Below are 23,185 nucleotides of genomic sequence, written 5' to 3' on the forward strand. Positions count from 1 at the left end.
GTGAAGGAAAGGGGCGGACGTCGCGCGTTCAGGGGGCGAGCGGCGCGCCGAGGAAGTCGCCGAACGCCGCGTAGAAGCCCGCCGCGTTGTCCCACGGAATCATGTGGCCGGCGTCGGGCACGCGCACGTGCCGCATCGTCGGCGTCGCGCGCTGCAGTTCGGCGACGTCGTCGTCGCGCACCACGTCGCCGCGCTCGGCCGTGATCAGCAGCGACGGCACGGCCAGTCGCGCGGCGTCCGCGTGGAAATCGTCGGTGTGGAAGCCTTCGTACGACGCGCGCACCGCGCGTTCGTCGCAGGTGTGCAGCCATTCGGCGCGCAACCGGAGTTCGGCATCGGTCCAGGTCGGGCAGAACGCGCGCATGCCTTCGGCGTCGGTGCCGGCGCGCGCGAGCGCCATCGAGTCGATGTACCACGGCAGCTTGCCCGGATAGTCGCGGCGGTTCGGGCCCGACACCGGCGGATCGACGAGCACGACCGATGCGAGCCCGCGGATGTCGCGCCGGGCCGCGCGCGCGGCGATCCGCGCGCCCATCGAATGGCCGACGAGGCTCGTGCGCGGCAAATCGAGCGCGGCGACGAGCGCCGCGACGTCGTCCGCCTGCGCATCGAGGCTGTAGTCGAGCGACGGCGACGCGTCCGACAGCCCGCGGCCGCGCACGTCGAGCACGTAGGTGTCGAATGCCGCGCCGAATACCTCGCCGACGAAGCCCCACGTGATCGCGGGGCTCGTGATGCCGGGGATCAGCACGACCGCGGGGCGCGATGCGCGCGCGCCGGTCGCGCCGCCGTAGCGCAGATAGTGCTGGCGGATGCCGTTGGCGTGGATGTTCGCGCCGTACAGGAAGGTCGAGGACATGGGGAGGCTCCGAAGTGGCGGCGGTGTTCAGTACGCGCCGGACAGCAGCGCGCCGGCGCCGGGCACGACCGGTTCGAGATCGAGTTCGCGCAGCATCGCGTAGGTGGTCGCGATCGCGGCGGTGATCACCGGCTTGCCCGTCATCGCCTCGACCTTCGCGACGGCCGGCAGCGACGGCATCTGCACGCACGCGGACAGCACGATCGCATCGGCGTCCTGGTACGGCAGCGTCTTCACGATGTCGGGCAGGCGCGCCGGATCGTGGCGGCCCACGTCGAGGTTGTCGGGGATTTCCAGCGCGCGGTATGCGAGCACGTCGAAGCCTTCGTTGCGGATGTAGTCGACCACCAGCTCGGTGAGCGGCAGCATGTACGGCGCGACGACGACGATGCGCTTCGCGCCGATCACCTTCAGTGCATCGACGAGCGCGCCCGCGCTCGTCAGCACCGGCGCCTGCGCGCCGTTGTCGGCCGTGTGCTTCGTGAGGCGCGCCTGCGACACGCGGTGGTAGCCGTGTCCCATCGCCATGATCGCGACGAGGCACGCATAGCCGAGCACGTCGACGCGCGCATCGCTCAGTTCCACCGCGCAGCGGTCGGATTCGGCATCCATCGACGCGAGTTCTTCCTTGACGACTTTCTTCATCCGCATCCGGCTCGAGTGGTACGTGAAGCGTTCGGGGCGGATGGTTTCGCGCAGCCGCAGCATCGCCGGGATCTCGGTCTCCATCGTCGTGTTGGAACTCGGCACGATCTGGCCGATGCGGTAGGTCTTGCTCATGACGGGAGGCTCCGTGTCGGTAAGGAAGGGGCGGCACGCTGGCGCGGGATCGCCGGATGTTGGGCAAAGTCTAGTGTGTACATTTGAAAATGGCAATGGATCAAAATTGTGGTCGACATGGGTAGATTGTTGGTGCGTGCGTGTTTGAGGTGATTTATTGGTATTTACCCGAGTGCTCCGGCGGCATCAAACAATCTGCTTGTCCTGAATAAATTGAGTGTGTACGCTAAATAAACGCCATTCAATCCGCCCGTCCTCGCGCCGCGTTCGGCAATGGGCCCACGATCAGGAGATCCGCATGAGCAAACCTCGTATCGCAATCATCGGCGCCGGCCTCGGCGGCACGGCCGCTGCCGCGCTGCTGCAGCGCGGCGGTTACGACGTCGCGCTGTACGAGCAGGCGCCCGCTTTTTCGCGCCTCGGCGCGGGCATCCATCTCGGCCCGAACGTGATGAAGATCATGCGGCGCATCGGCTGCGAGGACGCGCTGGAGACGATGGGTTCGCATCCGGATTACTGGTACAGCCGCGACTGGCGCACAGCCGACGTGCTGTCGCAGATCCCGCTCGGCGACTACGCGCGCAAGGCCTACGGCGCGAGCTACCTGACCGTGCATCGCGGCGATTTCCATGCGCTGATGACGCAGGCGGTGACGCCCGGCACGATCCGCTTCGGCAAGAAGCTAGCGGCGGTGGAGGACACGGGCAGCGACGTGCGCCTGACGTTTACCGACGGCAGCATCGAGACGGCCGACATCGCGATCGGCGCGGACGGCGTGAATTCGCGGATTCGCGAGCATCTGCTCGGCGCGGAACCGCCGCGCTACACGGGCTATGTCGCGCACCGCGCGGTGTTCCCGGCATCGCTGCTCGGCAACAAGCCGTACGACATGTGCGTGAAGTGGTGGTCGGAGGATCGTCACATGATGGTCTATTACGTGACCGAGAAGCGCGACGAGTACTACTACGTGACGGGCGTGCCGCAGGCCGAATGGCCCGAGGGGGTGTCGATGGTCGACAGCAGCCGCGACGAGATGCGCGAAGCGTTCGCCGGTTTCCACGCGGACATCCAGCATCTGATCGACGTATCGCCGTCGATCACCAAATGGCCGCTGCTCGAACGCGATCCGCTGCCGTTGTGGAGCCGCGGCCGGCTCGTGCTGCTCGGCGACGCATGCCATCCGATGAAGCCGCACATGGCGCAGGGCGCGGCGATGGCGATCGAGGATGCGGCGATGCTCGCGCGCTGTCTCGACGAAGTCGGCATCGGCGACCATGCGGGTGCGTTCGCGCTGTACGAGGCGAACCGCGCGGCGCGCGCGTCGAAGGTGCAGCTCGTGTCGCACAACAACACATGGCTGCGCACGAACGAGGATCCGTCGTGGGTGTTCGGCTACGACGTGTTCGACGTGCCGCTCGAGGCGCCGTCGCGCAGCAACGTGGCGGCCGCGGCCTGACGCGGGCGGCGCCTGCGCCGGCCGGTGCTTTGGAGCCGCTGCGTTCGCGCGGCAATCGATGCGCCGTAACGCGCGCATTTCGGCGTGTTATATGTCAGGCGCGCCGGGGGGCGCCAGCCGGCGGCTCGTGCCCGCCGCCGGCCGACGCCGGCCCGCACGCCGTATTCCGGATCCATTCATGTCCCATCCCGCTTCTCCGTCACGGCCGCTGGCGTTTCGCGTGAACGGCACGCCGCACGCCTTCGCCGACGCCGCGCCCGACGCGCCGCTGCTGCTGGTGCTGCGCAACGACTGCGCGCTCAATGGCCCGAAATACGGTTGCGGGCTCGGGCAGTGCGGTGCGTGCACGGTGCTCGTCGACGGGCAGGCGACGCGTTCGTGCGTCGTGCCGGCCGCCGCCGCGCACGGGCGCGACGTGACGACGCTGGAAGGGCTCGGGTCGTGCGACGCGCCGCATCCGATCCAGCGCGCGTTCATCGACGAGCAGGCCGCGCAATGCGGCTACTGCCTGAACGGGATGATCATGAGCACGAAGGCGCTGCTGGACCGCAACCCCGCGCCCGACGATGCGACGATCCGCGACGCATTGCGCTTCAACCTGTGCCGCTGCGGCACGCATCTGGAGATCATCCGCGCGGTGCATCGCGCCGCACGCTCTCTGCGAGGCGGCGATGAAGCATGACGCGGATCTGCCCGTCGACCCGGCGCGCGTGACGGAAACCGAGCCGCACGACGACGCGGCCACCGACGCATCGCGCCCGCACCGCGCGCACTACGCCTGGCCGATCGGCGATGCGCGCACGCAGGCATCGTTCGATATCGAAACCCGGACCGCACCCGACGGCCGGATCACGACCTGGCGCTATCGCGCGCAGGCGGCCGATATCGGCCCGGGCGATTCTGACGGAGCAGAAAAACGCGCCCGTCCCGTCCCTGCATCGCCATTCGTCTATCGGCACGCGCAGACGTCGATCGAACTGGCCGATGCAGACGGCGCGATTTCCGGTCACGCGCACGTCTTTGCCCGCGAATCCTTCGTCGACGAACTCGCGGGCGCGTTACGGCGCGATCCGGTTGCGTTGCGCTTGCAGCATCTCGATGCCGAGCGGGATGCGGGGCCGCGCGAGACGATCAGGATGGTCAGCGAACGCGCCGCATGGGGCGTGCCGGCGGCGGCTCGCGCGAATGCGGCTTCACGTGTCGGCGGCCGCGGGTTCGCATTCGATGGCGCGCGCGCCGATGCGCACGCCTCCGCCTCCGATGAGGATGCCGACCGTGACGGCGACCAGAGCTGGTCCGCGTGGGTGGTCGATCTCGAGGTCGATTGCGCGACGGGCGACGTTTCGGTGCAGCGCGTGGTGGCCGGGCAGGGCAGCGGCGAGCCCGGCGACGCGTCGCTGGCCGGCCTGCCCGCATGGCAGATCGAGGCCGCGATTTCCCGCGTGATGGGCGCGCGGTTGTCCGCGCGGCCCGCGCACGACGAGACCGATGCCGGCGCGCGACCCGACGCGATCGCGCACGAGCTGCTTGCAGTCGATGCAGCGACGCATCGCGCGCACGGCGAACTTTCCGCACACGATGCGCGGCGGATCGAGCGGGCCGCCGCGCCGGCCGCCGCCGCAATCGCCAACGCGCTGTACGACGCGACGGGCGTGCGTTTTCGTGCACCGCCGTTCGATGCCGCGCACATTCGCGCGGCGCTCGCCCAGCCGGTGCCGGCCGATGCCGGCGACGGGCCGCGGTCGGCCCCGCGCCGTGCGTCCCGCTGGCGCCGCTGGCTGGCCGGCGGGGGCGCGGGCGGCGTGGTCGGCGGGCTGATCGGGCTGGCGTGCGCGGTCCTGCCGGGCCCCGCGCCGATCGCGCCTGTTGCGTCCATGGCCCCCGGCGGCGCGGACGGCGCGATGTGGAGCGCGGCGATGCTCGAACGCGGCCGCCAGGTCGCGCTCGCCGGCGATTGCGCGGTGTGCCACACGGCGCCCGGCGGCGCGACCAACGCGGGCGGGCTTGCGCTCGATACGCCGTTCGGCACGATCTACACGACGAACCTCACGCCCGACCCGGAAACCGGCATCGGCAACTGGTCGTATCCGGCGTTCGCCCGCGCGATGCGCGAAGGTATCTCGCGCGACGGCTCGCATCTGTATCCGGCGTTCCCGTACACCGCATTCGCGAAACTGAGCGAGCCCGATCTGCTCGCGCTCTATGCGTACCTGATGTCGCAACCGCCGGTGAAACACGTGCCGCCGAAGACGAAGCTGCCGTTTCCGCTCGACCAGCGACGGCTCGTGGCCGGCTGGAACTGGCTGTTTCACGACGCGCGGCCGTTCGTGCCGGACCCCGCGCGCTCGGCGACGTGGAATCGCGGCAAGTATCTGGTCGACGGCGCCGGACACTGCGGCGCATGCCACACGCCGCGCAACGCGCTCGGTGCGGAGAAGGGCGGCCGCGCGTACCTGTCGGGCGGCGAAGCGGAAGGCTGGGTCGCGCCGCCGCTCGTCGCGTCGGCGGCTTCGCCCGTGCCGTGGACCGAAGGCGCGCTGTTCGACTATCTGCGCACGGGGTTTTCGGCCCAGCACGGCGTCGCGGCCGGGCCGATGGCGCCCGTCGTCGCGGGGCTCGCGGCGCTGCCGGCGTCCGACGTGCGGGCGATCGCGCATTATCTGGCGTCGCTGTCGCCGCCCGTCGAGGCGGCAGTCGCCGCGGACGCGGCCACCCGCCACGCGCACGGCGCGGAAACCGTCGCGACGCTCGGCCTGGAGAACGGCCGCCGCGCGTTCGACGCGGCATGCGCGGTCTGTCATGCGGAATCGGGCGGCGTCGGGCATTTCGGCGTGCGTCCGCTGATGGGGCTCAACACGAGCGTCAGCCAGGCGACGCCGGACAACCTGCTGCGCGTGCTGCATCACGGGATCGACCAGCCGGCCACCGAGGGGCTCGGCTACATGCCGGGCTTCGGCGACGCGTTCGACGACCGCCAGATGGCCGAGCTTGCCGCCTATATCCGCGCGCGCTATGCGCCGGGGCAGCCGGCGTGGCGCAACCTCGCGGAAGTATCCGCGAGCATCCGGCAGGCGGGCGCGCATTGACCGTCGCGCCGGCGTGAACAGGCCCTGGCCCCGCGGGCCGGCCGGGCAAAATGACCTGCCGGGCCGAAATGGCCACCGGTGACGGCCGTAAATCTTGCCTGATTCGGCCATCGTTTAACCATTCGAAACAATGTGTTCACCAAAAGGGGCATGATCTCCGGCGATCGAGCGGGCATACTGTCGCCTATGTTGCTCAATGCACGTCAACCGGCGTGCGCTTGCCTTCCATGTCCATTCCAGTCTCTTTTCGAACCCTGCGATGGTTGACCATTGCGGCGACTGCATGCTTGCTCGCCGCGTGTTCGACCGCTTCCGACGTGACCGCGACGTCGAACCCGAACGTATTCACCGTGACGACGCGCACGGTGGGCGTGTCGACGACGTGGGCCGACGCCCACGAGAAGGCCGTCAGCGAAGCCACCAACTACTGCTCGCAGCGCGGGATGCGCGCGAGCATGAAGCAGGAATCGCTGACCGGCGGCCGCCGCGTCGACGCGCGCTCCGAACTCGCGTTCGAGTGCCATCCGACCTTCGAGACGGCGTCGAACCCGCGCGGTTGACCGAACGGCGGCATGATCGCGCCGCCCGCGTTTTCTCTCTCCCCGCATGCAAGCCGACCCGCGATGCCGTACCGGCGCATCGCGGGTCGGCGCACGTCCGGCGTCGGCCGGGCGGGTCAGGCCGGCTGCGCCTCGTACAGCTTCACGCACGCGGAGAAGTCGAGCGTGCCGAGCCCCTGCTGGTTCATCGACTGATATAACTGCTGCGCGAGCGCGCCCATCCAGACCGGCTGATGCGCGCCGCGCGCGGCTTCGGTCGCGAGCCCGAGATCCTTCAGCATCAGATTCGCCGCGAAGCCGCCCGCATAGCCGCGCGCGGCCGGCGCCGTGTCGCTCACGCCCGGATACGGGTTGTACGCGTCCGAGCTCCAGCAGCGGCCGGTCGACGTGTTGATGATGCCGGCCAGCACGGTGGGCTCGATGCCGAGCGCGGCGCCCAGCGCCATCGCTTCCGCGACGCCCATCATCGAGATGCCGAGCAGCAGGTTGTTGCAGATCTTCGCGATCTGCCCGGTGCCGGTGCCGCCGCAGTGCACGACGTTCCTGCCCATGTCGAGCAGCACCGGGCGGATGCGCTCGAACAGCGCGGCGTCCGCGCCGACCATGAAGGTCAGCGTGCCGGCCTGCGCGCCGCCGGTGCCGCCCGACACCGGTGCGTCGGCGAGCGGAAAGTCGCGCTGCGCGGCGGCGTCGGCCACCGCGCGCACGGTGCCGGGATCGATCGTGCTGCAGTCGATCAGCGTCGCGCCGGCGCGTGCGCCGGCCAGCACGCCGTCGTCGCCGAGGTAGACGGCGCGCACGTGCTGCGCGGCCGGCAGCATCGTGATGATCAACGAGCCGCGCGCGGCGGCTTCACGCGGCGACGTCGCCGCCGCCGCGCCGGCGCGCACCGCGGCGTCGACCGCATGCGCGTCGAGGTCGAACACCGTCAGCGCGTGGCCGGCCTTGAGCAGGTTGGCGGCCATCGGGCCGCCCATGTTGCCGAGTCCGATGAAGGCGATTTCCATGTCCGGGCTCCGTCGGGTCAGCGCAGCGCGATCGTCGTGTTCACGCCGCCGGCCGTCGCGTCGTCGTCGAACCAGCGCGCGGTGACCGTCTTCGTCTGCGTGTAGAACTGCACGACCTGCTTGCCGTACGGGCCGAGATCGCCGAGCTTGGAGCCGCGCGAACCGGTGAAGCTGAAGTAGGGCACCGGCACCGGAATCGGGATGTTGATGCCGACCTGGCCGACGTCGATCTCGCTCTGGAACTTGCGCGCCGCCGCGCCGCTCTGCGTGAAGAGGCCCACGCCGTTGCCCATCGGGTTCGCGTTGACGAGCGCGATCGCGTCGTCGAGCGTCGCGGCTTCCATCACGACCACCACCGGCCCGAAGATTTCTTCCTGATAGATCGACATGTCGGTCGTCACGCCCGAGAAGATCGTCGGGCCGACGAAGTTGCCGTGCTCGTAGCCGGGCACCGTCACGTCGCGGCCGTCGAGCAGCAGCGTCGCGCCTTCCTTCACGCCGGCGTCGATCAGCGACAGGATGCGTGCCTTCGCCGCCTTCGACACGACCGGGCCGACGTCGGTGCCGGCTTCCGCGCCCGCATTGACCTTCAGCGCCTTCGCCTTCTCGACGAGATCGGGCAGCCAGTCGCGCGCGTTGCCGACCAGCACGACCACGGAGGTCGCCATGCAGCGCTGGCCGGCCGCGCCGAAGCCCGCGCCGACGAGCGCATTGATCGACTGCTCGCGGTGCGCATCGGGCAGCACGACCGCGTGGTTCTTCGCGCCCATCATCGACTGCACGCGCTTGCCGTGCTGGCTGCCGAGGTTGTACACGTGCGTGCCGACGCGCGTCGAGCCGACGAACGAGATCGCCTTGACGTCCGGGTGCGTGCACAGGCGGTCGACCGCCGTCTTGCCGCCGTGCACGACGTTCAGCACGCCTTGCGGCACGCCGGCCTCGAGCGCGAGCTCGACGAGCTGCATCGTCGACAGCGGGTCCTGTTCCGACGGCTTCAGCACGAACGTGTTGCCGCACACGATCGCCATCGGGAACATCCACAGCGGAATCATCCCGGGGAAATTGAACGGCGTGATGCCCGCGCACACGCCGATCGGCTGGCGCAGCGTGTAGGTGTCGACGCCGCCCGCGACGTTCTCCGCGAATTCGCCTTGCTGCAGCGTGCCGATCGAGCACGCGTGCTCGACCACTTCGAGGCCGCGGAAGATGTCGCCTTGCGCATCGGGCAGCGTCTTGCCTTGCTCGGCCGTCAGCGTGTGCGCGATCCGTTCGAGATTGCGGCGCACGAGATCCTGGAACTTCAGCATGATGCGCAGCCGCGCGCCGATCGGCGTCGTCTTCCAGGTCTGGAACGCGCGCTGCGCGGATGCGATCGCGGCATCGACCTCGTCGAGCGTCGCGTACGGCACGCGGCCGATCACTTCCTGCGTCGCGGGGTTCACGATGTCGCCCCATTCGGCGCTTCGCGATTCGACGAACGCGCCGTCGATCAGCAGCTTGGCGGTGGGCAGGGCGAGGGTGGTCTGGGGAACTACGGCGTTCATGGAACTCTCTCCGGGGGAAACGGTGTGGCGATGACAAAGGGGAGCCCGCGTCCGCCGCGCGTCCAGGCGCGGCGGGCGGCAGGGCGAACTGAAGATCGAATGCCGGCCGGCGTGCTCAGGCGCGCGCCGGGCGCATCAACGCGGTACACACGAGCGCGAACACGCCGAAGCCGACGAGGTACGCGATCACGTAGTGCGGCTGGCCGCCGCCGGCCTTGAGCAGCGACGTCGCGATCATCGGCGCGAAGCCGCCGCCGATCACGCCGGCCAGCTGCACCGACAGCGAGATGCCGCTGTAGCGGATTTCCGCCGGAAACTGCTGCGCGAACAGTAGCGATTCCGGCGCATAGAGGATCGGGAACACGACGCCGAGGCCGAGCACGATCGCCCACCATGCGGTCGACGTCTGCTGCGTGCCGAGCATCGTGAAGAACGGCGCGGCGAACGCGCACATCAGCACGAGGCCGATCGCGAACATCCGGCGCTGGCCGATGCGGTCGCTCAGATGCCCGCACAGCGGCATCGTGACGAGCGACAGCGCGGCGCCGGCCGTGATCGCGTGCAGCATCTCGGCCTTCGGCAGATGCAGCTGCTGCGTCGCGTAAGCGAGCGCGAACGTGACGACCATGTAGAACCACGTGTTCTCGGCGGCGCGCGCGCCGACGATCGTCAGTACTTCGCGCGGATGGCGGCGTAGCGCGGCCGTCACCGGCGATCTCTCGGCCTTGCCTTGCTTGCGGACTTTCTCGAAGTCGGGCGATTCCGGCACCTTCGCGCGGATGAACCAGCCGAGGCCGACGAGCGCGATGCTCGCGAGGAACGGCACGCGCCAGCCCCACGACAGCATGTCGGCTTCCGGCAGCGCGGCTACCGCGGCCATCGCGACCGACGACAGGATCAGGCCGAGCCCGACGCCCGTTTGCGGCAGGCTGCCGAACAACCCCTTGCGGCCCTTCGGCGCGTGCTCGACGGCCATCAGCACCGCGCCGCCCCATTCGCCGCCCACCGCCATCCCCTGCAGGAAGCGCATCGCGATCAGGAGCGCGGCGGCCCAGTAGCCGATGCTGTCGTACGACGGGATCAGCCCGATGATCATGCTCGGCACGCCCATCAGCAGCAGCGTGATCATCAGCATCGACTTGCGGCCGAGGCGGTCGCCGAAGTGGCCGAACACGATGCCGCCCATCGGCCGCCCGATGAAGCCGACCGCGAACGTGCCGAACGCGGCGAGCGTGCCGACGACCGGGTCCAGCGACGGGAAGAAGATGCGGTTGAACACGAGCGCGGCGGCCGTGCCGTAGAGGAAGAAGTCGTACCACTCGATCGTGGTGCCGGCCATGCTGGCCCAGCCGGCCAGCAGGTAGTGCTTCGCGGTGCGCTCGGGCGCCGGCGTCGCGATGGTCGCATGCTCATCGAGGGTGGATCGGGTCTGCATGGTGTCTCCGGTTTTATTGCCCGCGGCTCATGGTCCGCAGGTCACGGTCGAGTATAGTTATGCGCGGATTCATGATGTACCGATAAAGAAACCGGTTGGATGTGCATTTATGCATATCGACGGCCGGCCCGGAGCCCCGCTTTTTCCCTCGCCGATGCGACACGCCACCGAGCCGGTATCCGGCAACCTGAACTGGGACGACCTGCGCTTTTTTCTCGAAGTCGCGCGCACGCAGCGCGCGAGCGGCGCCGCGAAGCGGCTCGGTGTCGACTACACGACCGTCGCGCGGCGCATCCGCGCGCTGGAGGCCGCGATGGGCACGCTGCTGTTCGACAAGTCGCGCTCCGGCGGCTTCACGCTGACGGCCGAAGGGCAGCGGCTCGTCGCGTATGCGGATGCGATGGAGACGACCGTGCAATCGGCGTGCGATCAGGTCGCGAACACCGGCGAGGCGCTGTCGGGCCACGTGCGGATCGGGTCGACCGAAGGGTTCGGCTGTTTTTTCCTCGCGCCGCAGCTTGCGCGGTTTCGCTCGGCGCACCCGCACGTGACGGTGGACCTGCTGCCGGTGCCGCATTTCGTCAACCTGCCCAAGCGCGAGGCCGATCTCGCGATCACGCTCGAGCGGCCCGAGCGCGGGCCTTACGTGGTCACGAAGCTGTGCGACTACCAGTTGCGGCTCTACGCGACGCGCGACTATCTGGCGAACCACGCGCCGATCGCGTGCACGGACGATCTCGCGCGGCACGCGTTCATCAGTTACGTCGACGATCTCGCGTTCAGCAACGAACTGCTGTACCTCGATCGCGCGGTGCCCGGCGCGACGGCCGGGTTGCGCACGACGAGCGTGATCGCGCAGCTTTTCGCGGCGCTGCAGGGCGGCGGCCTCGCGATCCTGCCATGCTTCATCGCGGCCACGCAGCCGGCGCTGGTGCCCGTGCTGCCGAACGACGTGGTCGTCACGCGGTGTTTCTGGCTGACGTGCCGCGAGGATCTGCGCAAGCTGCGGCGCGTGACCGCGCTGTGGGATTACCTGCGCGCGGCGGCGGACGCGAACCGCGCGCTGCTGTCGGGGGAGTCGGGGACGCCGAGGTTCGTCGGCGAGCCGGAATAGCGGTCGACGGGCGGGGCGCGACGGCGATGCGAGGATCGATCTGGATGACAACACGGCCGGCGGCGATTCGACCGGCTATCGGGGAGAGGGCAAATGGCTTTGACGCATGCGGGCAAGGTCTTCGTGGTGTGCGTGGTCGTATTCGGCGTGGCCGCCTACTGGCTCGCGTCGCGCATGGTGCGCCGACAGACGGGCGGCCAGCGCGGCTCCGGCGGTGCGGTCGCGTTCTGGTGGCTCGTGTGTTTTTGCCTGGTGTCGCTGTTTTTTCCGTTCGCGTACTGGATCGGCGACGAGCTTTACGCATTGATGGTGTCGCCGAAATACGAGGCGACCGTCGTGTCCTACCAGTCCGGGTGGGATACCTGCGAGCGCCGCGACAGTTCGGGGCGAACCTCGTCGTATCGGTGCATCAAGTACACGTCGATCCTGGAAGCCGTGATGCCGGATGGCGAACGCATCACGCTACCCGGCAACATCCGCTCGGGCGCCGTGCCCGACATCGGCGAGAAGGTCGACGTCGTGTTGCCGCAAGGCGCCCGGCAGTGGCACGAACGGAGCGTACGCAGTATCGGCCTGCTGGCCGGCGGCGCGGTGATGGTCGCGATCATCGGGTATTTCGTTTACCTGATCGCGGCATACGGGGCCGGGAAGAAGATCGACGGCGCGGCCCGCTTCGGCGTGGCGGCGGTGCTGAACGGGCTCGTGCCGCTCGGCGCGCTGCTGATGGAAATCGCCTTCCTGAGCGTGCCGTACCGTTACTGGGCGCACGGGAATCCGCAGCAATGGCCGGTGTGGGTGCTCGCGCTGTGCCTGCTGTTCGCGCTGGCGCTGCTGCCGTTGCTGCTCGTCTATGCGCGAACCGCATGGCGGGCGGTGGTGAGGTAACGAAGGCGCGGCATGCCTGTGCCCGCCTCGCGATCGCAGCGCGGGGGCAAGCCGCGCCGCCGGCGTTCAGCCGGGGCAACCCAGCCGATCCGCCAATTCGTTCAGATCCCTGACGTCGAAATCCCACGCCTCGTCGGCTTGCAGGTCGGTCGTCTGGCCGGGCCCATGCTCGGTCGGCCGCAGCACGAACGCGGTCGACAGCCCGAGCCGGCGCGCGGCCGCCAGATCGCCGTTGTGCGCGGCCACCAGGCACAGCTCGGCCGGCGCGAGGCCGAGAATCTCGACCGCTTCGGTATAGACGGCCGGCGACGGCTTGTACGCACGCGCAACCTCGGCGCCGAGAATCGCGTCCCACGGCAGCCCGCCGTGCTTCGCGACGTCGACCATCAGCCGGATATTGCCGTTCGACAGCGGCGCGATGATGTAGCGCTGCTTCAGCCGGCGCAGCCCGGCGACCGCATCGGGCCACGGATCGAGCCGGTGCCACGCAAGATTGAGCGTGTCGATGTCGGCTTCGGGCACGTCGACGATCCCGAAACGGTCGAGCGTGCGGACGAGGTTCTCGCGATGCAGTACGTCGAGTCGCACGTAGCGGCGTCGCCCGCTGCGGATTTCTTCCATCGACGGCGAATATTCGGCGCGCCACGCGTCGGCGAACGCGAGCGGGTCGAGCGTCGGCGCGTGGCGGTCCAGGAAGGCGGCCGCGGCGCGTGCGACACCGCTTCTCCAGTCGACGATCGTTCCGAAGACATCGAAAACGAGCGCCTTGATTTCGGCAGGGTTCGTCATGGTGATCCAGTGAAGGTCGTTCGATGAGGGTTCACATCGCCGTGCCGCCGGATGGCGCGGCGCCGGTTCGATCGACATTGAATCACGGATACGCAAACGCGGCCGGGCAGGCCGCGACGTGCATCGCTCGCGCGCCGGTCGCGCCGGCGGCAGCGAGCGGGGCCAGGGCGCGCGGCAGCCCGCCCGACAGCCCCGGCTGCCGCGCGTTCGCTTTTCGTGCGCTGCAGTAACCTGCCGGCGCACCGGCCGCCGCCTGCAAGCCGCGCGGCAACCGAGCGTAAACCCCTGATGCAAGCAGGCACGCCGATCGTCATAGATTGGTGTTAAATATATTTCGGCGCGCCTTGGCTCGGCGCGCAAACGGGGCGCACCCGGGGATCGGCGTAAACCCGGAGCGGAACAGGGCACGAAATATCGAAAACGAACCGGGCGCATCAGCCCGGTCGGACAGACGGCAGGATTCACTTGAATACCGAACCGCAAAGTTCTCGCTACAGCCTCGGGCTCGCCGCGGAAGTGCTCGCATCCGAGCAGAGCGTACTGAGGCTGATCACACGCAACACGCCGCTGCCGGAACTGTTGGTCGAGGTTTGCCGGCGTGCCGAGGGTTTGCTCGGCGACGGCGCGTCGTGCACGATCCTGCTGCTCGATACGGACGGCGTGCACGTGCGCGTCGGCGCGGCGCCCTCGCTGCCCGCGCAGTACAGCGCGGCGATCGACGGCGCGACGATCGGCCCTGCGGCCGGCTCGTGCGGCACCGCGATGTACGAGCGCCGGATGGTCACCGTCGAGGACATCGAAACCGATCCGCTGTGGGCCGACTATCGGGCCATCGCGTTGCCGCTGGGCTTGCGCGCGTGCTGGTCGGTGCCGTTCCTCGACGAGGCGGGCGTCGTGCTCGGCGCGTTCGCCGTCTATCATCATTGGCCGTGCCGCCCAAGCGACGAGGAAACCGCGCTGTTGCGCGATATCGGCAACAGCGTCGGCCTCGCGGTGCACCAGGACCGGATCGCGCGGCAGCTCGCCCGTAGCGAGGAACATCACCGGCTCGTCGTCAACAGCCTGAGCGAGGGCATCCTCGTCGTGTCGCGCGAAGGCGTCGTGATCGCGAGCAATCCGAGCGCGAACCGGATGATACGCGTGAAGGGCGAGCTCGTCGGCCGCCGGCTGTCCACGGTGATCATGCGCAAGCTGCACGAGGACGGCACGCCGATCGACCCGCACGACTGGCCGAGCCGGCGCGCGCTCGAGACGGCCACGCCGATGCTCGACTACACGGTCGGCTTCGGTCTCGCGGACGGCGACATCATCTGGGTGCGCGGCAACGCGGTGCCGATCGTGAGGCCGGGCGAGATGCAGGCCGATTCGGTGCTCGTGTCGTTCAACGACATCGGCCCGGTGCGCGAAGCGCAGCAGCAGTTGCGGTATCTGGCGACCCGCGACGCGCTGACGGGCCTCTACAACCGCCGCTGGCTCGGCGAGCGCATGCGCGAACTGTTCGGCGTGCGCGATGCGGCGGCCGGGCCCGCGCGCGTCGCGATCCTGTTCATCGATCTGGTCGGCTTCAAGAAGGTCAACGACACGGCCGGCCACGACGCGGGCGACGCGCTGCTGCGCAGCGTCGCGGCGCGGCTCGCGGGCTGCGCGGACGGCCGCTACGCGCTCACGCGCGTCGGCGGCGACGAGTTCGTGATCCTCGTCGACGACTGCGACGATCCGGAGCGTCTCGCGGCGCTTGCGCGCGAGGTCATCGACGCGATCGCGAAGCCGTTCGCGATCGCGAACAACGAATACTGGCTCGGCGTATCGATCGGCATCAGCGTCGCGCCGCGCGACGGCGACGACGCCGTGACGCTGATGCGCAACGCCGATTCGGCGATGTACGACGCGAAGCAGCACGGCCGCAATCACTTCACGTTCTTCACCGCGCAGCTCAACCTGCGGCTGCAGCGCCGTTTCGCGATCGAGCAGTCGCTGCGGCGCGCGCTCGCGTCGGACATGCTGCGACTCGCGTATCAACCCGTCGTCGACGCGCGCACCGGCCGCACGGTCGGCGCCGAAGCGCTGCTGCGCTGGACGAGCCCCGAGCTCGGGCCGATGTCGCCGGCGGAATTCATTCCGGTCGCGGAAGACACGGGGCTGATCGTCGCGATCGGCCAATGGGTACTCGAAACCGCGTGCCGGCAGGCGGCCGAGTGGCGCCGCACGATCGCGCCGGACCTGATGCTGGCCGTCAACCTGTCGCCGCGGCAGTTTCACGAAGGGCTCGTCGAATCGGTCGCCCGTTGTCTCGCGCAAACGCGGCTCGACCCGTCCGCGCTGGAACTGGAGATCACCGAAGGCGTGCTGATGAACGATACGGACACCGTGCTGCCGATGCTCGAAGCGCTCACGGACATGAACGTGCGGATCTCGGTCGACGATTTCGGCACCGGCTATTCGTCGCTCGCGTACCTGAAGCGCTTTCCGCTGCACAACCTGAAGGTCGACCGTTCGTTCGTGTCGGGCGTGCCCGATCATCACGACTCGGTCGCGATCACGCAGGCGGTCGTCGCGATGGCGCATTCGCTCGGGATGAAGGTCACGGCCGAAGGCGTCGAGACGCAGGCGCAGTCGCGGTTCCTGCAGCAGATCGGCTGCGACATGCAGCAGGGCTACCTGTTCAGCCGCCCGCTGGACGCGCACGACTACGCGCGCCGGCTCGGCGCCGCATGAGCGCGGCGCGCTCGCCGGACGTAGCGCGCTAGCGCGCGCCGAACCCGCCTGCGCCCGGCGGCGGCGGATCGATCTCGACCCGGTTCTTGCCTGCGTGCTTCGCGCGATAGAGCGCGCGGTCGGCCGCCTCGATCAGCACGGTCGTCGGCAGGCCGGGTGTGGGCACGATGCTCGCGCCGCCGATGCTGATCGTCACGATCTGGTTGCCCGTCGACGAATGCGCGTGCCGCACGCGCAGCGCCTCGACCGCGAGCCGGATCTTCTCGCCGAGCAGCCGCGCGGCGCCCGGCGACGTGGCCGGCATCACGACCGCGAATTCCTCGCCGCCGAAGCGGGCAGCGAGATCGCCCGACTGCCCGAGGCAGCGCTCGATCGTCGATGCGATTTGCTTGAGCACGCTGTCGCCCGATACGTGTCCGTACGTGTCGTTGTACAGCTTGAAGTTGTCGACGTCGATCATCAGCAGCGAGAGTTCGCTGCGCTCGCGCGTGCCGCGCCGCCACTCGGCGGCCAGGTATTCGTCGAGATAGCGGCGGTTCGACAGCCCGGTCAGGCCGTCGGAATGCGTGAGGCGCCGCAGCTCGAGATTGGCCTCGAGCAGTTGCTGTTGCGACTGCCGCAGCGCGCGATAGGCTTCGTCGCGCTGCAGCAGGCTCATGTACGAGCGCGAGTGGTAGCGGATGCGCGCGACGAGCTCGATGCGATCGGGCAGCTTGACCAGGTAATCGTTCGCGCCGGACGCGAACGCGGCGCTCTTGATCACCGGTTCTTCCTGCGTCGACAGCACGATGATCGGTACGTCGCGCGTCGCCGGATTCGCGCGGTACGCGCGCACGAGGCTCAGCCCGTCGGTGCCCGGCATCACGAGATCCTGCAGGATCACGGTCGGGCGCGTCTCGATCGCGGCGGCCATCGCGTCGTCGGAGCGCGGGCAGTAGTGGAAATCGATGCCTTCCTCGTCGACCAGCGCGCGCCGAACGGCTTCCGCGACGATCGTCTGGTCGTCGACCAGCAGCACCATGGCCGGCGCGTCGGCGGGCGACGCGGTCGGGCCGCCCGGCGGGCGAGTCAGGTCAATCGTCATGGTCGATGCGGGTTGTTGCGGTCGTTGCAGGGGCAGGCATGGGCGTCGCGCGCGGTCATCGTCGGGCTCAGATTCGCGCGAGCGCCGCCAGTTCGCCCGCGATGCGTCCGAGCGGCAGGATCGCGCGCGCCGCGCCGAGCGTGGCGGCCGCCTTCGGCATCCCGTATACGGCGCTGGTCGCCTCGTCCTGCGCGATCGTATGGTAGCCCTTCATTCGCAGCGCCTTCAGGCCGATCGCGCCGTCGCGCCCCATCCCCGTGAGCAGGACGCCGATCACGCGGCCGGGCCAGTGCTCGGTCAGGCTGTTGAAGAACACGTCGACCGACGGACGGTACGGCGTGGCGGCCGGTTCCCGCGTGTATTCGAGCGTGCCGTCGCGCGTGATGCGCAGGTGATCGTCGGTCGCGGCGAGCAGCGCGACGCCCGGCTGCGGGCGGTCGCCTTCGTGCGCGACACGTACGGCGAGCCGGGTCTGACCGTCGAGCCATTGCGCCATGCCTTCGGCGAATGCGCGATCGACGTGCTGCACGATCACGATCGGCGCGTTGAAATCGGCCGGCAGGCTGCCGAGGATCGACGCGAGCGCGCCGGGGCCGCCGGCCGATGCGCCGATCGCGACCAGCGGGCCGCCGCGCGCAGCCGCGCCCGCGACGCGTGCGCCGGCCGGCGCGTCGAGCAGGCGGCCGATCTGGTCGATTTTCGCGAGCAGCAGTTTCGTCGTGTCGCCGGCCGCGCCGTCGCCGAGCCGTGGCGTATCGACCGCGTCGAGCGCACCGGCGCCCATCGCCTCGAACACGCGCCACGCGTTCGCGCCGATGCAGCTCGTCACGATCAGGATCGCGCACGGTCGTTCGGAGCGCATGATCCGCCGCGTCGCTTCGATCCCGTCGAACTTCGGCATGATCAGATCCATCAGCACGATGTCGGGCGGCTGCGCGGCGCACAGTTCGACGGCTTGCGCGCCGTCGGTCGCGACCCACAGCACGCGGTGCTCGGGCCGGCGCGCGATCGCGCGGCGCATCGCCTCGACGGCAAGCGGGAGGTCGTTGACGATGCCGATGTTCACAAGCGGAATTCTCCGGTCGGTTCGTCGTGTTGTTGGAGGTGGGCCGGGTTCATGGAAGGTACAGCCTGTGCGGCGCGGCCGGACGGCATCGGCGGCCGGGCGGCGCGGCATTCTTTTCGGTTGGCGACGCCCGAATGCTGTCATGCGGCGCGGGCGGCGGCAATCGAAAAATTTGCGCATTGTGCCGTTTCAGTGCGTTTCCTCTATGGCGATGCCGCATTGCGTGCAAGCGGGCCAGTCGATCCTGTCCGGACCGGCCGCAAAAGCCCGCATGTTACCGTGCCGGCATCGACAAAAAGGACAGGAGAGAACCGGATGACCGCGCCCGATACCGTCCTCGTCAGCCGCGACCCGTACGCGCCGATCGTGATCGAGCAGGACGGCCGTTTGCTGTACCGGATCTACATCGAGAGCGGACACGCGTCGTTCTACCGCGATTTTCCGGTCGACCTCGAGGTGGTGCGCGTGCTGCGCGACGACGCCGAACGCTATTACTTCCTGTTCGCGGCGCTTCACCATCCGTACCAGTTGAGCGCGACGAACCTCTCCGACGCGGAGCGCGAGCGTTATTTCAGCACGATCCTGTTTGCCGGCCGCGACGAGGTCGAAGCGTTCATGACGGCGCTCGACCGCGCCAGCAACGGCGCGGTGGCGAATTTGCCGAGGATCTTCACGCAGGCCGACTACCGGCAACTGCGCGAGGGCCGGTGGTTCGGCGTGGGCGTGGGCGCGGGCACGCCGGCCGCGTAGCGGGCCGCGCCGTGGCATTGGAGGCCGCGCGGCGGACGCGCCGCCGCCGCGCCGTCAATGGCTGCGCGCGTAGCCCTGGATCAGCGCGCGCATCATCCCCTCGACCGTCGCGTCGCGCAGGTCGTCTTCCTGCTCGGCTTCCTCGACGAGCGCGGCATAGGCCGTCGCGAGCGTCACGCGGTCGACTTCATGGCGTTGCTCCATCAGCGTCACCATCCCGTCCTTCGCCAGATGCGCGGAGAACGCGCGGCTGCCGATGGTCTGGAATACGTCAATCATGGCGGCTCTCCCTTACGTTGCCGATGCTTTCCAGTGTAGTCGGCGTCCCGCGGCCGCGCCACGCGCGCCGCCCGGCCCGCCCGATTCGTCCGATGAAACGCGGTCGACACGTGCCGCGTGCACGGTGTCCGCGGCTTCAACGTTTACCCGAACCGCCAAATTGTCGACTTTTTATCGATAAAGTCTCGTGTTAGATTTCGCCGTCCGAGCCCGAGGCAAACCAGGCCGGCAGCGCACGGCCGACGTGCCGCGCGTCCAGACACAAGGAGGGGAAATGCTGGTGCTGATTGGGGTGCCGATCGTCGTGATCGGCTTCGCGCTGCGCTTCAATGCGCTGCTGGTGGTCACGATCGCCGGGCTCGCGACCGGGCTGGCGGGCGGGCTGAATCTCGTCGACATCGTCAGCGCGTTCGGCAAGGCGTTCACCGAGAACCGCTACATGGGGCTGATCTGGCTCACGCTGCCGGTGATCGCGCTGCTCGAGCGCAACGGGCTCAAGGAGCAGGCGAAGCGGATGATCGCGCGCGTGCACGCGGCCACCACGGGCCGCGTGCTGATGCTGTACTTCGTGCTGCGCCAGGCGAGCGCCGCACTCGGCCTCACGTCGCTCGGCGGCCACGCGCAGATGGTGCGGCCGCTGATCGCGCCGATGGCCGAGGCCGCGGCGGTCGGGCGGCACGGCGAGCTGCCCGAGGCGGTGCGCCAGCAGATCCGCGCGCATGCGTCGGGCGCCGACAACGTCGCCGTGTTCTTCGGCGAGGACATCTTCATCGCGATCCAGTCGATCCTGCTGATCAAGGGTTTTCTCGAACAGAACGGCATCGCCATCGAGCCGCTGCACCTGTCGGTGTGGGCGATCCCGACCGCGATCGCCGCGCTGCTGATTCACTGCACGCGCCTCGCGCTGCTCGACCGCCGGCTCGCGCGCGGCTTCGGCCTGGTGAAGCAGGAGGGCGCGCGATGATCGGCCTCGAACCGCTGTACACGCTCGCGGGGCTGATGTTCGCCGCGTTCGCGTACTTCAACCTGACGGATCGCACGAACCCGCGTCGCGCCGTCAATTTCGCGTTCTGGGCCGTCTACGCGGCCACCTTCCTGTTCGGTGCGCTGCTGCCGCATTTCGTGACGGGCTGCCTGGCGATCGCGCTCGCGCTGATCGCCGGTTCGGGCAAGCTCGGCCGCGGCCGGTCCGACGAGGCAGGTCAAGCGGCGGCCGTGCGGCGCGAGACGCTCGCGCAGCGCTTCGGCAACCGGTTGTTCCTGCCCGCGCTGCTGATTCCGCTCGTCACGCTGATCGGCACGTTCGCGCTGAAACTCGTGCCGTTCGTCGAGCCGAAGAGCGTGACGCTCATCTCGCTCGTGCTCGGCACGATCGTCGCGTTCGTCGTCGCCCTCGCGATGCTGCGCGATTCGCCCGTGCATGCGCTGAAGGAAGCACGCCACACGATGGACGCGGTCGGCTGGGCCGCGATCCTGCCGCAGATGCTCGCGGCGCTGGGCGCGCTGTTCGCGGTCGCGGGCGTCGGCGGCGTGGTGTCGGGGCTCGTGAAGGAGTGGGTGCCGATCGATTCGCCGTTCGCGGTGGTCGCGGCCTATACGGTCGGCATGGCGCTGTTCACGATGATCATGGGCAACGGCTTCGCCGCGTTCCCGGTGATGACGGCCGGCATCGGCCTGCCGCTGATCGTCCACCAGTTCCACGGCAATCCGGCGATCATGGGCGCGATCGGGATGCTGAGCGGCTTCTGCGGTACGCTGATGACGCCGATGGCCGCGAACTTCAACATCGTGCCCGCGGCGCTGCTCGAACTGAAGGACAAGAACGGCGTGATCAAGGCGCAGTGGCCGACCGCCGTGCTGCTGCTGGCCGTGAACACGCTGCTGATGTACGCGTTCGTATTCCGCTTCTGATTCGATGGACGAGATCCTCATGACCGACCGACTTACCCCCGAACTCGCGTCGAAATTCGCGTCGCTCGCGCTCGCGCACCTGACCCGCGAATATCCGAACAAGCTCGCGCATGCGCTCGAAGGTCCGCACGACGTGCAGGGGCCGCGCGCGCTGCACCCGATCTTCTACGGCAGCTACGACTGGCACTCGTGCGTGCACGGCTACTGGCTCGTGCTGCGCGTGCTCGAACGCTATCCGGCATTGCCGGAGGCCGAGCGCATCGTCGCGATCGTCGACGCGCACTTCACCGACGCGAACGTCGCCGGCGAGCGCGCGTATCTCGCGCTGCCGCACAACGCCGGCTTCGAGCGGCCGTACGGCTGGGCATGGCTGCTCGCGCTCGTCGCGCAGCTCGAGCGGCTCGCGCTGAAGGGCGTGCTGCCGCAGGCCGCGCGCTGGGCGAAGACGATGGCGCCGCTGGCCGACCTGTTCGTGTCGCGCTTCGAGACTTTCCTGCCGAAGGCGACCTATCCGCTGCGCGTCGGCACCCACTTCAACACCGCGTTCGCGCTGGCGCTCACGCTCGATTTCGCGCGCGATACGCAGCGCGACGGGCTCGCCGCGCTGATCGTCGATACCGCGAAGCGCTGGCACCTGAACGACGTCGCCTGCCAGGCGTGGGAGCCGTCGGGCGACGAATTCCTGTCGCCCGCGCTGATGGAAGCCGAACTGATGCGGCGCGTGCTGCCGGCCGCCGAATTCGACGGCTGGTTCGCGCGCTTCCTGCCCGACCTCGCGCGCGGCCAGCCGGCGACGCTGTTCGAGCCGGCGACGGTCAGCGACCGCAGCGACGGCAAGATCGCGCATCTGGACGGGCTGAACCTGAGCCGCGCGTGGTGCCAGCGTTCGCTGGCCGGCGCGCTGCCGGAAGGCGATGCGCGGCGCGCGAAGCTGCTCGAGGCGGCCGACCGGCATCTCGCGAGCGCGCTCGCGCACGTGGCCGGCGACTACATGGGCGAGCACTGGCTCGCGACGTTCGCGTTGCTCGCGCTGGACGCGTAGCGCGCGAGGGCGAAACCCTGCCGGCGGCAAGGTCATCGACGCGCGGCTATACTCGCCGCTCGGACCGCTTCGCGCTGCATGCGTGGCGCGAAACGCGCCATCCGCCAGTTCGCCGCCATGCCATGGACAAGCTTATTTCCTACGTCGCCGCGATCCACGGGCTCGCCGGCTCCGTGTCGATCGTGTCGCACGCGACATCGCACGATCGCTGGACCGACGAGGACGTCGAGGTCACCCGCGAGGAAACCGAATACCGGTTCGACACCGGCGCGATCGTGCGCCGCTCGGTCGAGCAGGACCGTGCGCCTTCCGACCTGCTGTGCGCCGAATGCTGGATTGACTACGACGTGCTGCGCCATCCCGATGCGCAGCCGATCAACCCGTCGCGGTTGACGTTCGACAACGCGTGCCGCGAAACCTTCTGGCTGCGGTACCCCCTCGCGTGAACGTGCGCGCATGCATGCGTGCTTGAGGCCGCATCAGTCCTGCGGCCGACGAAGCGCGTGCCGGGGGTGTCGGCGCCGCCGGTGTCGTCGAACACGCAGTCCTCGGTCATGAAGCCCATCAGCGCGTGAGCGTCATGCCGACTGAGCTCGGGACGGGATGATTAAGTTGATTTTTTGAAAATCAGTCGGATAAGTTATAAATATATTGCTTTTTAAATTTCCGATATTCAACAATTGTTTAAATTTTCCCCATGATCTCATGGCAATGAGTTTGCTGGTGTTCTTCGAGCAAGATTGCCAACAGAGACGATGAATAAAAAGGCCTGCCGCCTAATGTATGCCAGGTGCCGGGGAATGGTACTGGCCCTCGAGGAAGC

The 23,185-nt window shown here is 68.9% G+C and carries 21 protein-coding genes; 12 read left to right on the forward strand and 9 right to left on the reverse strand.

Translation table 11 applies throughout. From position 1 onward, the window contains the following. Positions 1-28 precede the first annotated feature (28 nt). Both CFB89_RS20675 and CFB89_RS20680 read right to left on the reverse strand, forming a co-directional pair. Positions 29-859 (reverse strand): alpha/beta fold hydrolase, encoded by an 831-nt coding sequence (locus CFB89_RS20675; RefSeq protein WP_089469498.1) that lies wholly within the window; start codon positions 857-859, stop codon positions 29-31. Positions 860-886: 27 nt separating this feature from the next. Further along, on the reverse strand, positions 887-1,639 hold the full coding sequence (locus CFB89_RS20680) for an Asp/Glu racemase (protein ID WP_089469499.1): 753 nt from the start codon (positions 1,637-1,639) through the stop codon (positions 887-889). Positions 1,640-1,937: 298 nt separating this feature from the next. On the opposite strand from CFB89_RS20680, the gene CFB89_RS20685 reads away from it, so the two are divergent. The 4 genes from CFB89_RS20685 to CFB89_RS20700 all read left to right on the forward strand — a co-directional run bounded on the left by CFB89_RS20685 (position 1,938) and on the right by CFB89_RS20700 (position 6,741). Next, positions 1,938-3,095: an FAD-dependent monooxygenase gene (locus CFB89_RS20685; RefSeq protein ID WP_089469500.1), complete on the forward strand. Its 1,158-nt coding sequence runs from the start codon at positions 1,938-1,940 to the stop codon at positions 3,093-3,095. Positions 3,096-3,273: 178 nt separating this feature from the next. Further along, entirely contained in the window at positions 3,274-3,777 is a 504-nt protein-coding gene (locus CFB89_RS20690) for a (2Fe-2S)-binding protein (protein WP_089469501.1), read from the forward strand. Further along, positions 3,767-6,181: a c-type cytochrome gene (locus CFB89_RS20695; RefSeq protein ID WP_089469502.1), complete on the forward strand. Its 2,415-nt coding sequence runs from the start codon at positions 3,767-3,769 to the stop codon at positions 6,179-6,181. Before CFB89_RS20690 ends, CFB89_RS20695 begins: the two co-directional genes overlap by 11 nt. 227 nt (positions 6,182-6,408) lie before the next feature. After that, positions 6,409-6,741, forward strand: coding sequence for a hypothetical protein (locus tag CFB89_RS20700; RefSeq protein WP_089469503.1), 333 nt, complete (start codon positions 6,409-6,411; stop codon positions 6,739-6,741). A 116-nt stretch (positions 6,742-6,857) separates the two neighbouring features. On the opposite strand, the gene mmsB is transcribed toward CFB89_RS20700, so the two are convergent. From mmsB to CFB89_RS20715, 3 genes are all read right to left on the reverse strand, one after another. Further along, entirely contained in the window at positions 6,858-7,748 is an 891-nt protein-coding gene (gene mmsB, locus CFB89_RS20705) for a 3-hydroxyisobutyrate dehydrogenase (RefSeq protein ID WP_089469504.1), read from the reverse strand. Between the two features lie 17 nt (positions 7,749-7,765). Then, the gene (locus CFB89_RS20710; protein ID WP_089469505.1) at positions 7,766-9,292 is read right to left on the reverse strand and encodes a CoA-acylating methylmalonate-semialdehyde dehydrogenase; all 1,527 of its coding nucleotides are present in this window, start codon (positions 9,290-9,292) and stop codon (positions 7,766-7,768) included. A 115-nt stretch (positions 9,293-9,407) separates the two neighbouring features. Further along, positions 9,408-10,727: an MFS transporter gene (locus tag CFB89_RS20715; RefSeq protein ID WP_089469506.1), complete on the reverse strand. Its 1,320-nt coding sequence runs from the start codon at positions 10,725-10,727 to the stop codon at positions 9,408-9,410. A gap of 154 nt (positions 10,728-10,881) precedes the next feature. Here CFB89_RS20715 and CFB89_RS20720 point away from each other — a divergent pair, with 154 nt between their 5' ends. Together CFB89_RS20720 and CFB89_RS20725 are read left to right on the forward strand one after the other, a co-directional pair. Continuing rightward, a complete protein-coding gene (locus CFB89_RS20720) occupies positions 10,882-11,841 on the forward strand; it encodes a LysR family transcriptional regulator (protein ID WP_089469507.1) in 960 nt (319 codons plus the stop codon). Between the two features lie 93 nt (positions 11,842-11,934). After that, entirely contained in the window at positions 11,935-12,726 is a 792-nt protein-coding gene (locus CFB89_RS20725) for a uracil permease (RefSeq protein WP_089469508.1), read from the forward strand. Between the two features lie 66 nt (positions 12,727-12,792). Here the strand turns inward: CFB89_RS20725 and CFB89_RS20730 are convergent, their stop codons facing one another. Continuing rightward, a complete protein-coding gene (locus CFB89_RS20730; protein ID WP_089469509.1) occupies positions 12,793-13,515 on the reverse strand; it encodes a haloacid dehalogenase type II in 723 nt (240 codons plus the stop codon). A 465-nt stretch (positions 13,516-13,980) separates the two neighbouring features. Here CFB89_RS20730 and CFB89_RS20740 point away from each other — a divergent pair, with 465 nt between their 5' ends. Next, on the forward strand, positions 13,981-16,230 hold the full coding sequence (locus CFB89_RS20740) for a bifunctional diguanylate cyclase/phosphodiesterase (protein ID WP_089469511.1): 2,250 nt from the start codon (positions 13,981-13,983) through the stop codon (positions 16,228-16,230). Positions 16,231-16,258: 28 nt separating this feature from the next. Here the strand turns inward: CFB89_RS20740 and CFB89_RS20745 are convergent, their stop codons facing one another. Beyond that, positions 16,259-17,314, reverse strand: coding sequence for a diguanylate cyclase (locus tag CFB89_RS20745; RefSeq protein ID WP_089469512.1), 1,056 nt, complete (start codon positions 17,312-17,314; stop codon positions 16,259-16,261). Between the two features lie 67 nt (positions 17,315-17,381). Next, positions 17,382-18,380 (reverse strand): chemotaxis response regulator protein-glutamate methylesterase, encoded by a 999-nt coding sequence (locus CFB89_RS20750; protein WP_089469513.1) that lies wholly within the window; start codon positions 18,378-18,380, stop codon positions 17,382-17,384. Positions 18,381-18,695: 315 nt separating this feature from the next. On the opposite strand from CFB89_RS20750, the gene CFB89_RS20755 reads away from it, so the two are divergent. Further along, positions 18,696-19,130 (forward strand): hypothetical protein, encoded by a 435-nt coding sequence (locus CFB89_RS20755; protein ID WP_089469514.1) that lies wholly within the window; start codon positions 18,696-18,698, stop codon positions 19,128-19,130. 54 nt (positions 19,131-19,184) lie between these two features. Here CFB89_RS20755 and CFB89_RS20760 read toward each other — a convergent pair whose 3' ends face one another. Then, positions 19,185-19,409: a hypothetical protein gene (locus CFB89_RS20760; protein WP_050013757.1), complete on the reverse strand. Its 225-nt coding sequence runs from the start codon at positions 19,407-19,409 to the stop codon at positions 19,185-19,187. Between the two features lie 274 nt (positions 19,410-19,683). Here CFB89_RS20760 and CFB89_RS20765 point away from each other — a divergent pair, with 274 nt between their 5' ends. The 4 genes from CFB89_RS20765 to CFB89_RS20780 all read left to right on the forward strand — a co-directional run bounded on the left by CFB89_RS20765 (position 19,684) and on the right by CFB89_RS20780 (position 22,808). Beyond that, complete coding sequence (locus CFB89_RS20765) at positions 19,684-20,373, forward strand: DUF969 domain-containing protein (protein WP_089469515.1); 690 nt, start codon at positions 19,684-19,686, stop codon at positions 20,371-20,373. Continuing rightward, positions 20,370-21,320, forward strand: coding sequence for a DUF979 domain-containing protein (locus CFB89_RS20770; RefSeq protein WP_089469516.1), 951 nt, complete (start codon positions 20,370-20,372; stop codon positions 21,318-21,320). The genes CFB89_RS20765 and CFB89_RS20770 overlap by 4 nt, the downstream gene beginning before the upstream one ends. 19 nt (positions 21,321-21,339) lie before the next feature. Continuing rightward, a complete protein-coding gene (locus CFB89_RS20775) occupies positions 21,340-22,362 on the forward strand; it encodes a DUF2891 domain-containing protein (protein ID WP_089470546.1) in 1,023 nt (340 codons plus the stop codon). Between the two features lie 122 nt (positions 22,363-22,484). Beyond that, complete coding sequence (locus CFB89_RS20780; protein ID WP_089469517.1) at positions 22,485-22,808, forward strand: hypothetical protein; 324 nt, start codon at positions 22,485-22,487, stop codon at positions 22,806-22,808. The last annotated feature ends 377 nt before the right edge of the window (positions 22,809-23,185 follow it).

This window comes from Burkholderia sp. AU16741, assembly GCF_002223345.1.
In the GTDB taxonomy this organism is placed as follows: Bacteria; Pseudomonadota; Gammaproteobacteria; order Burkholderiales; family Burkholderiaceae; genus Burkholderia; species Burkholderia sola.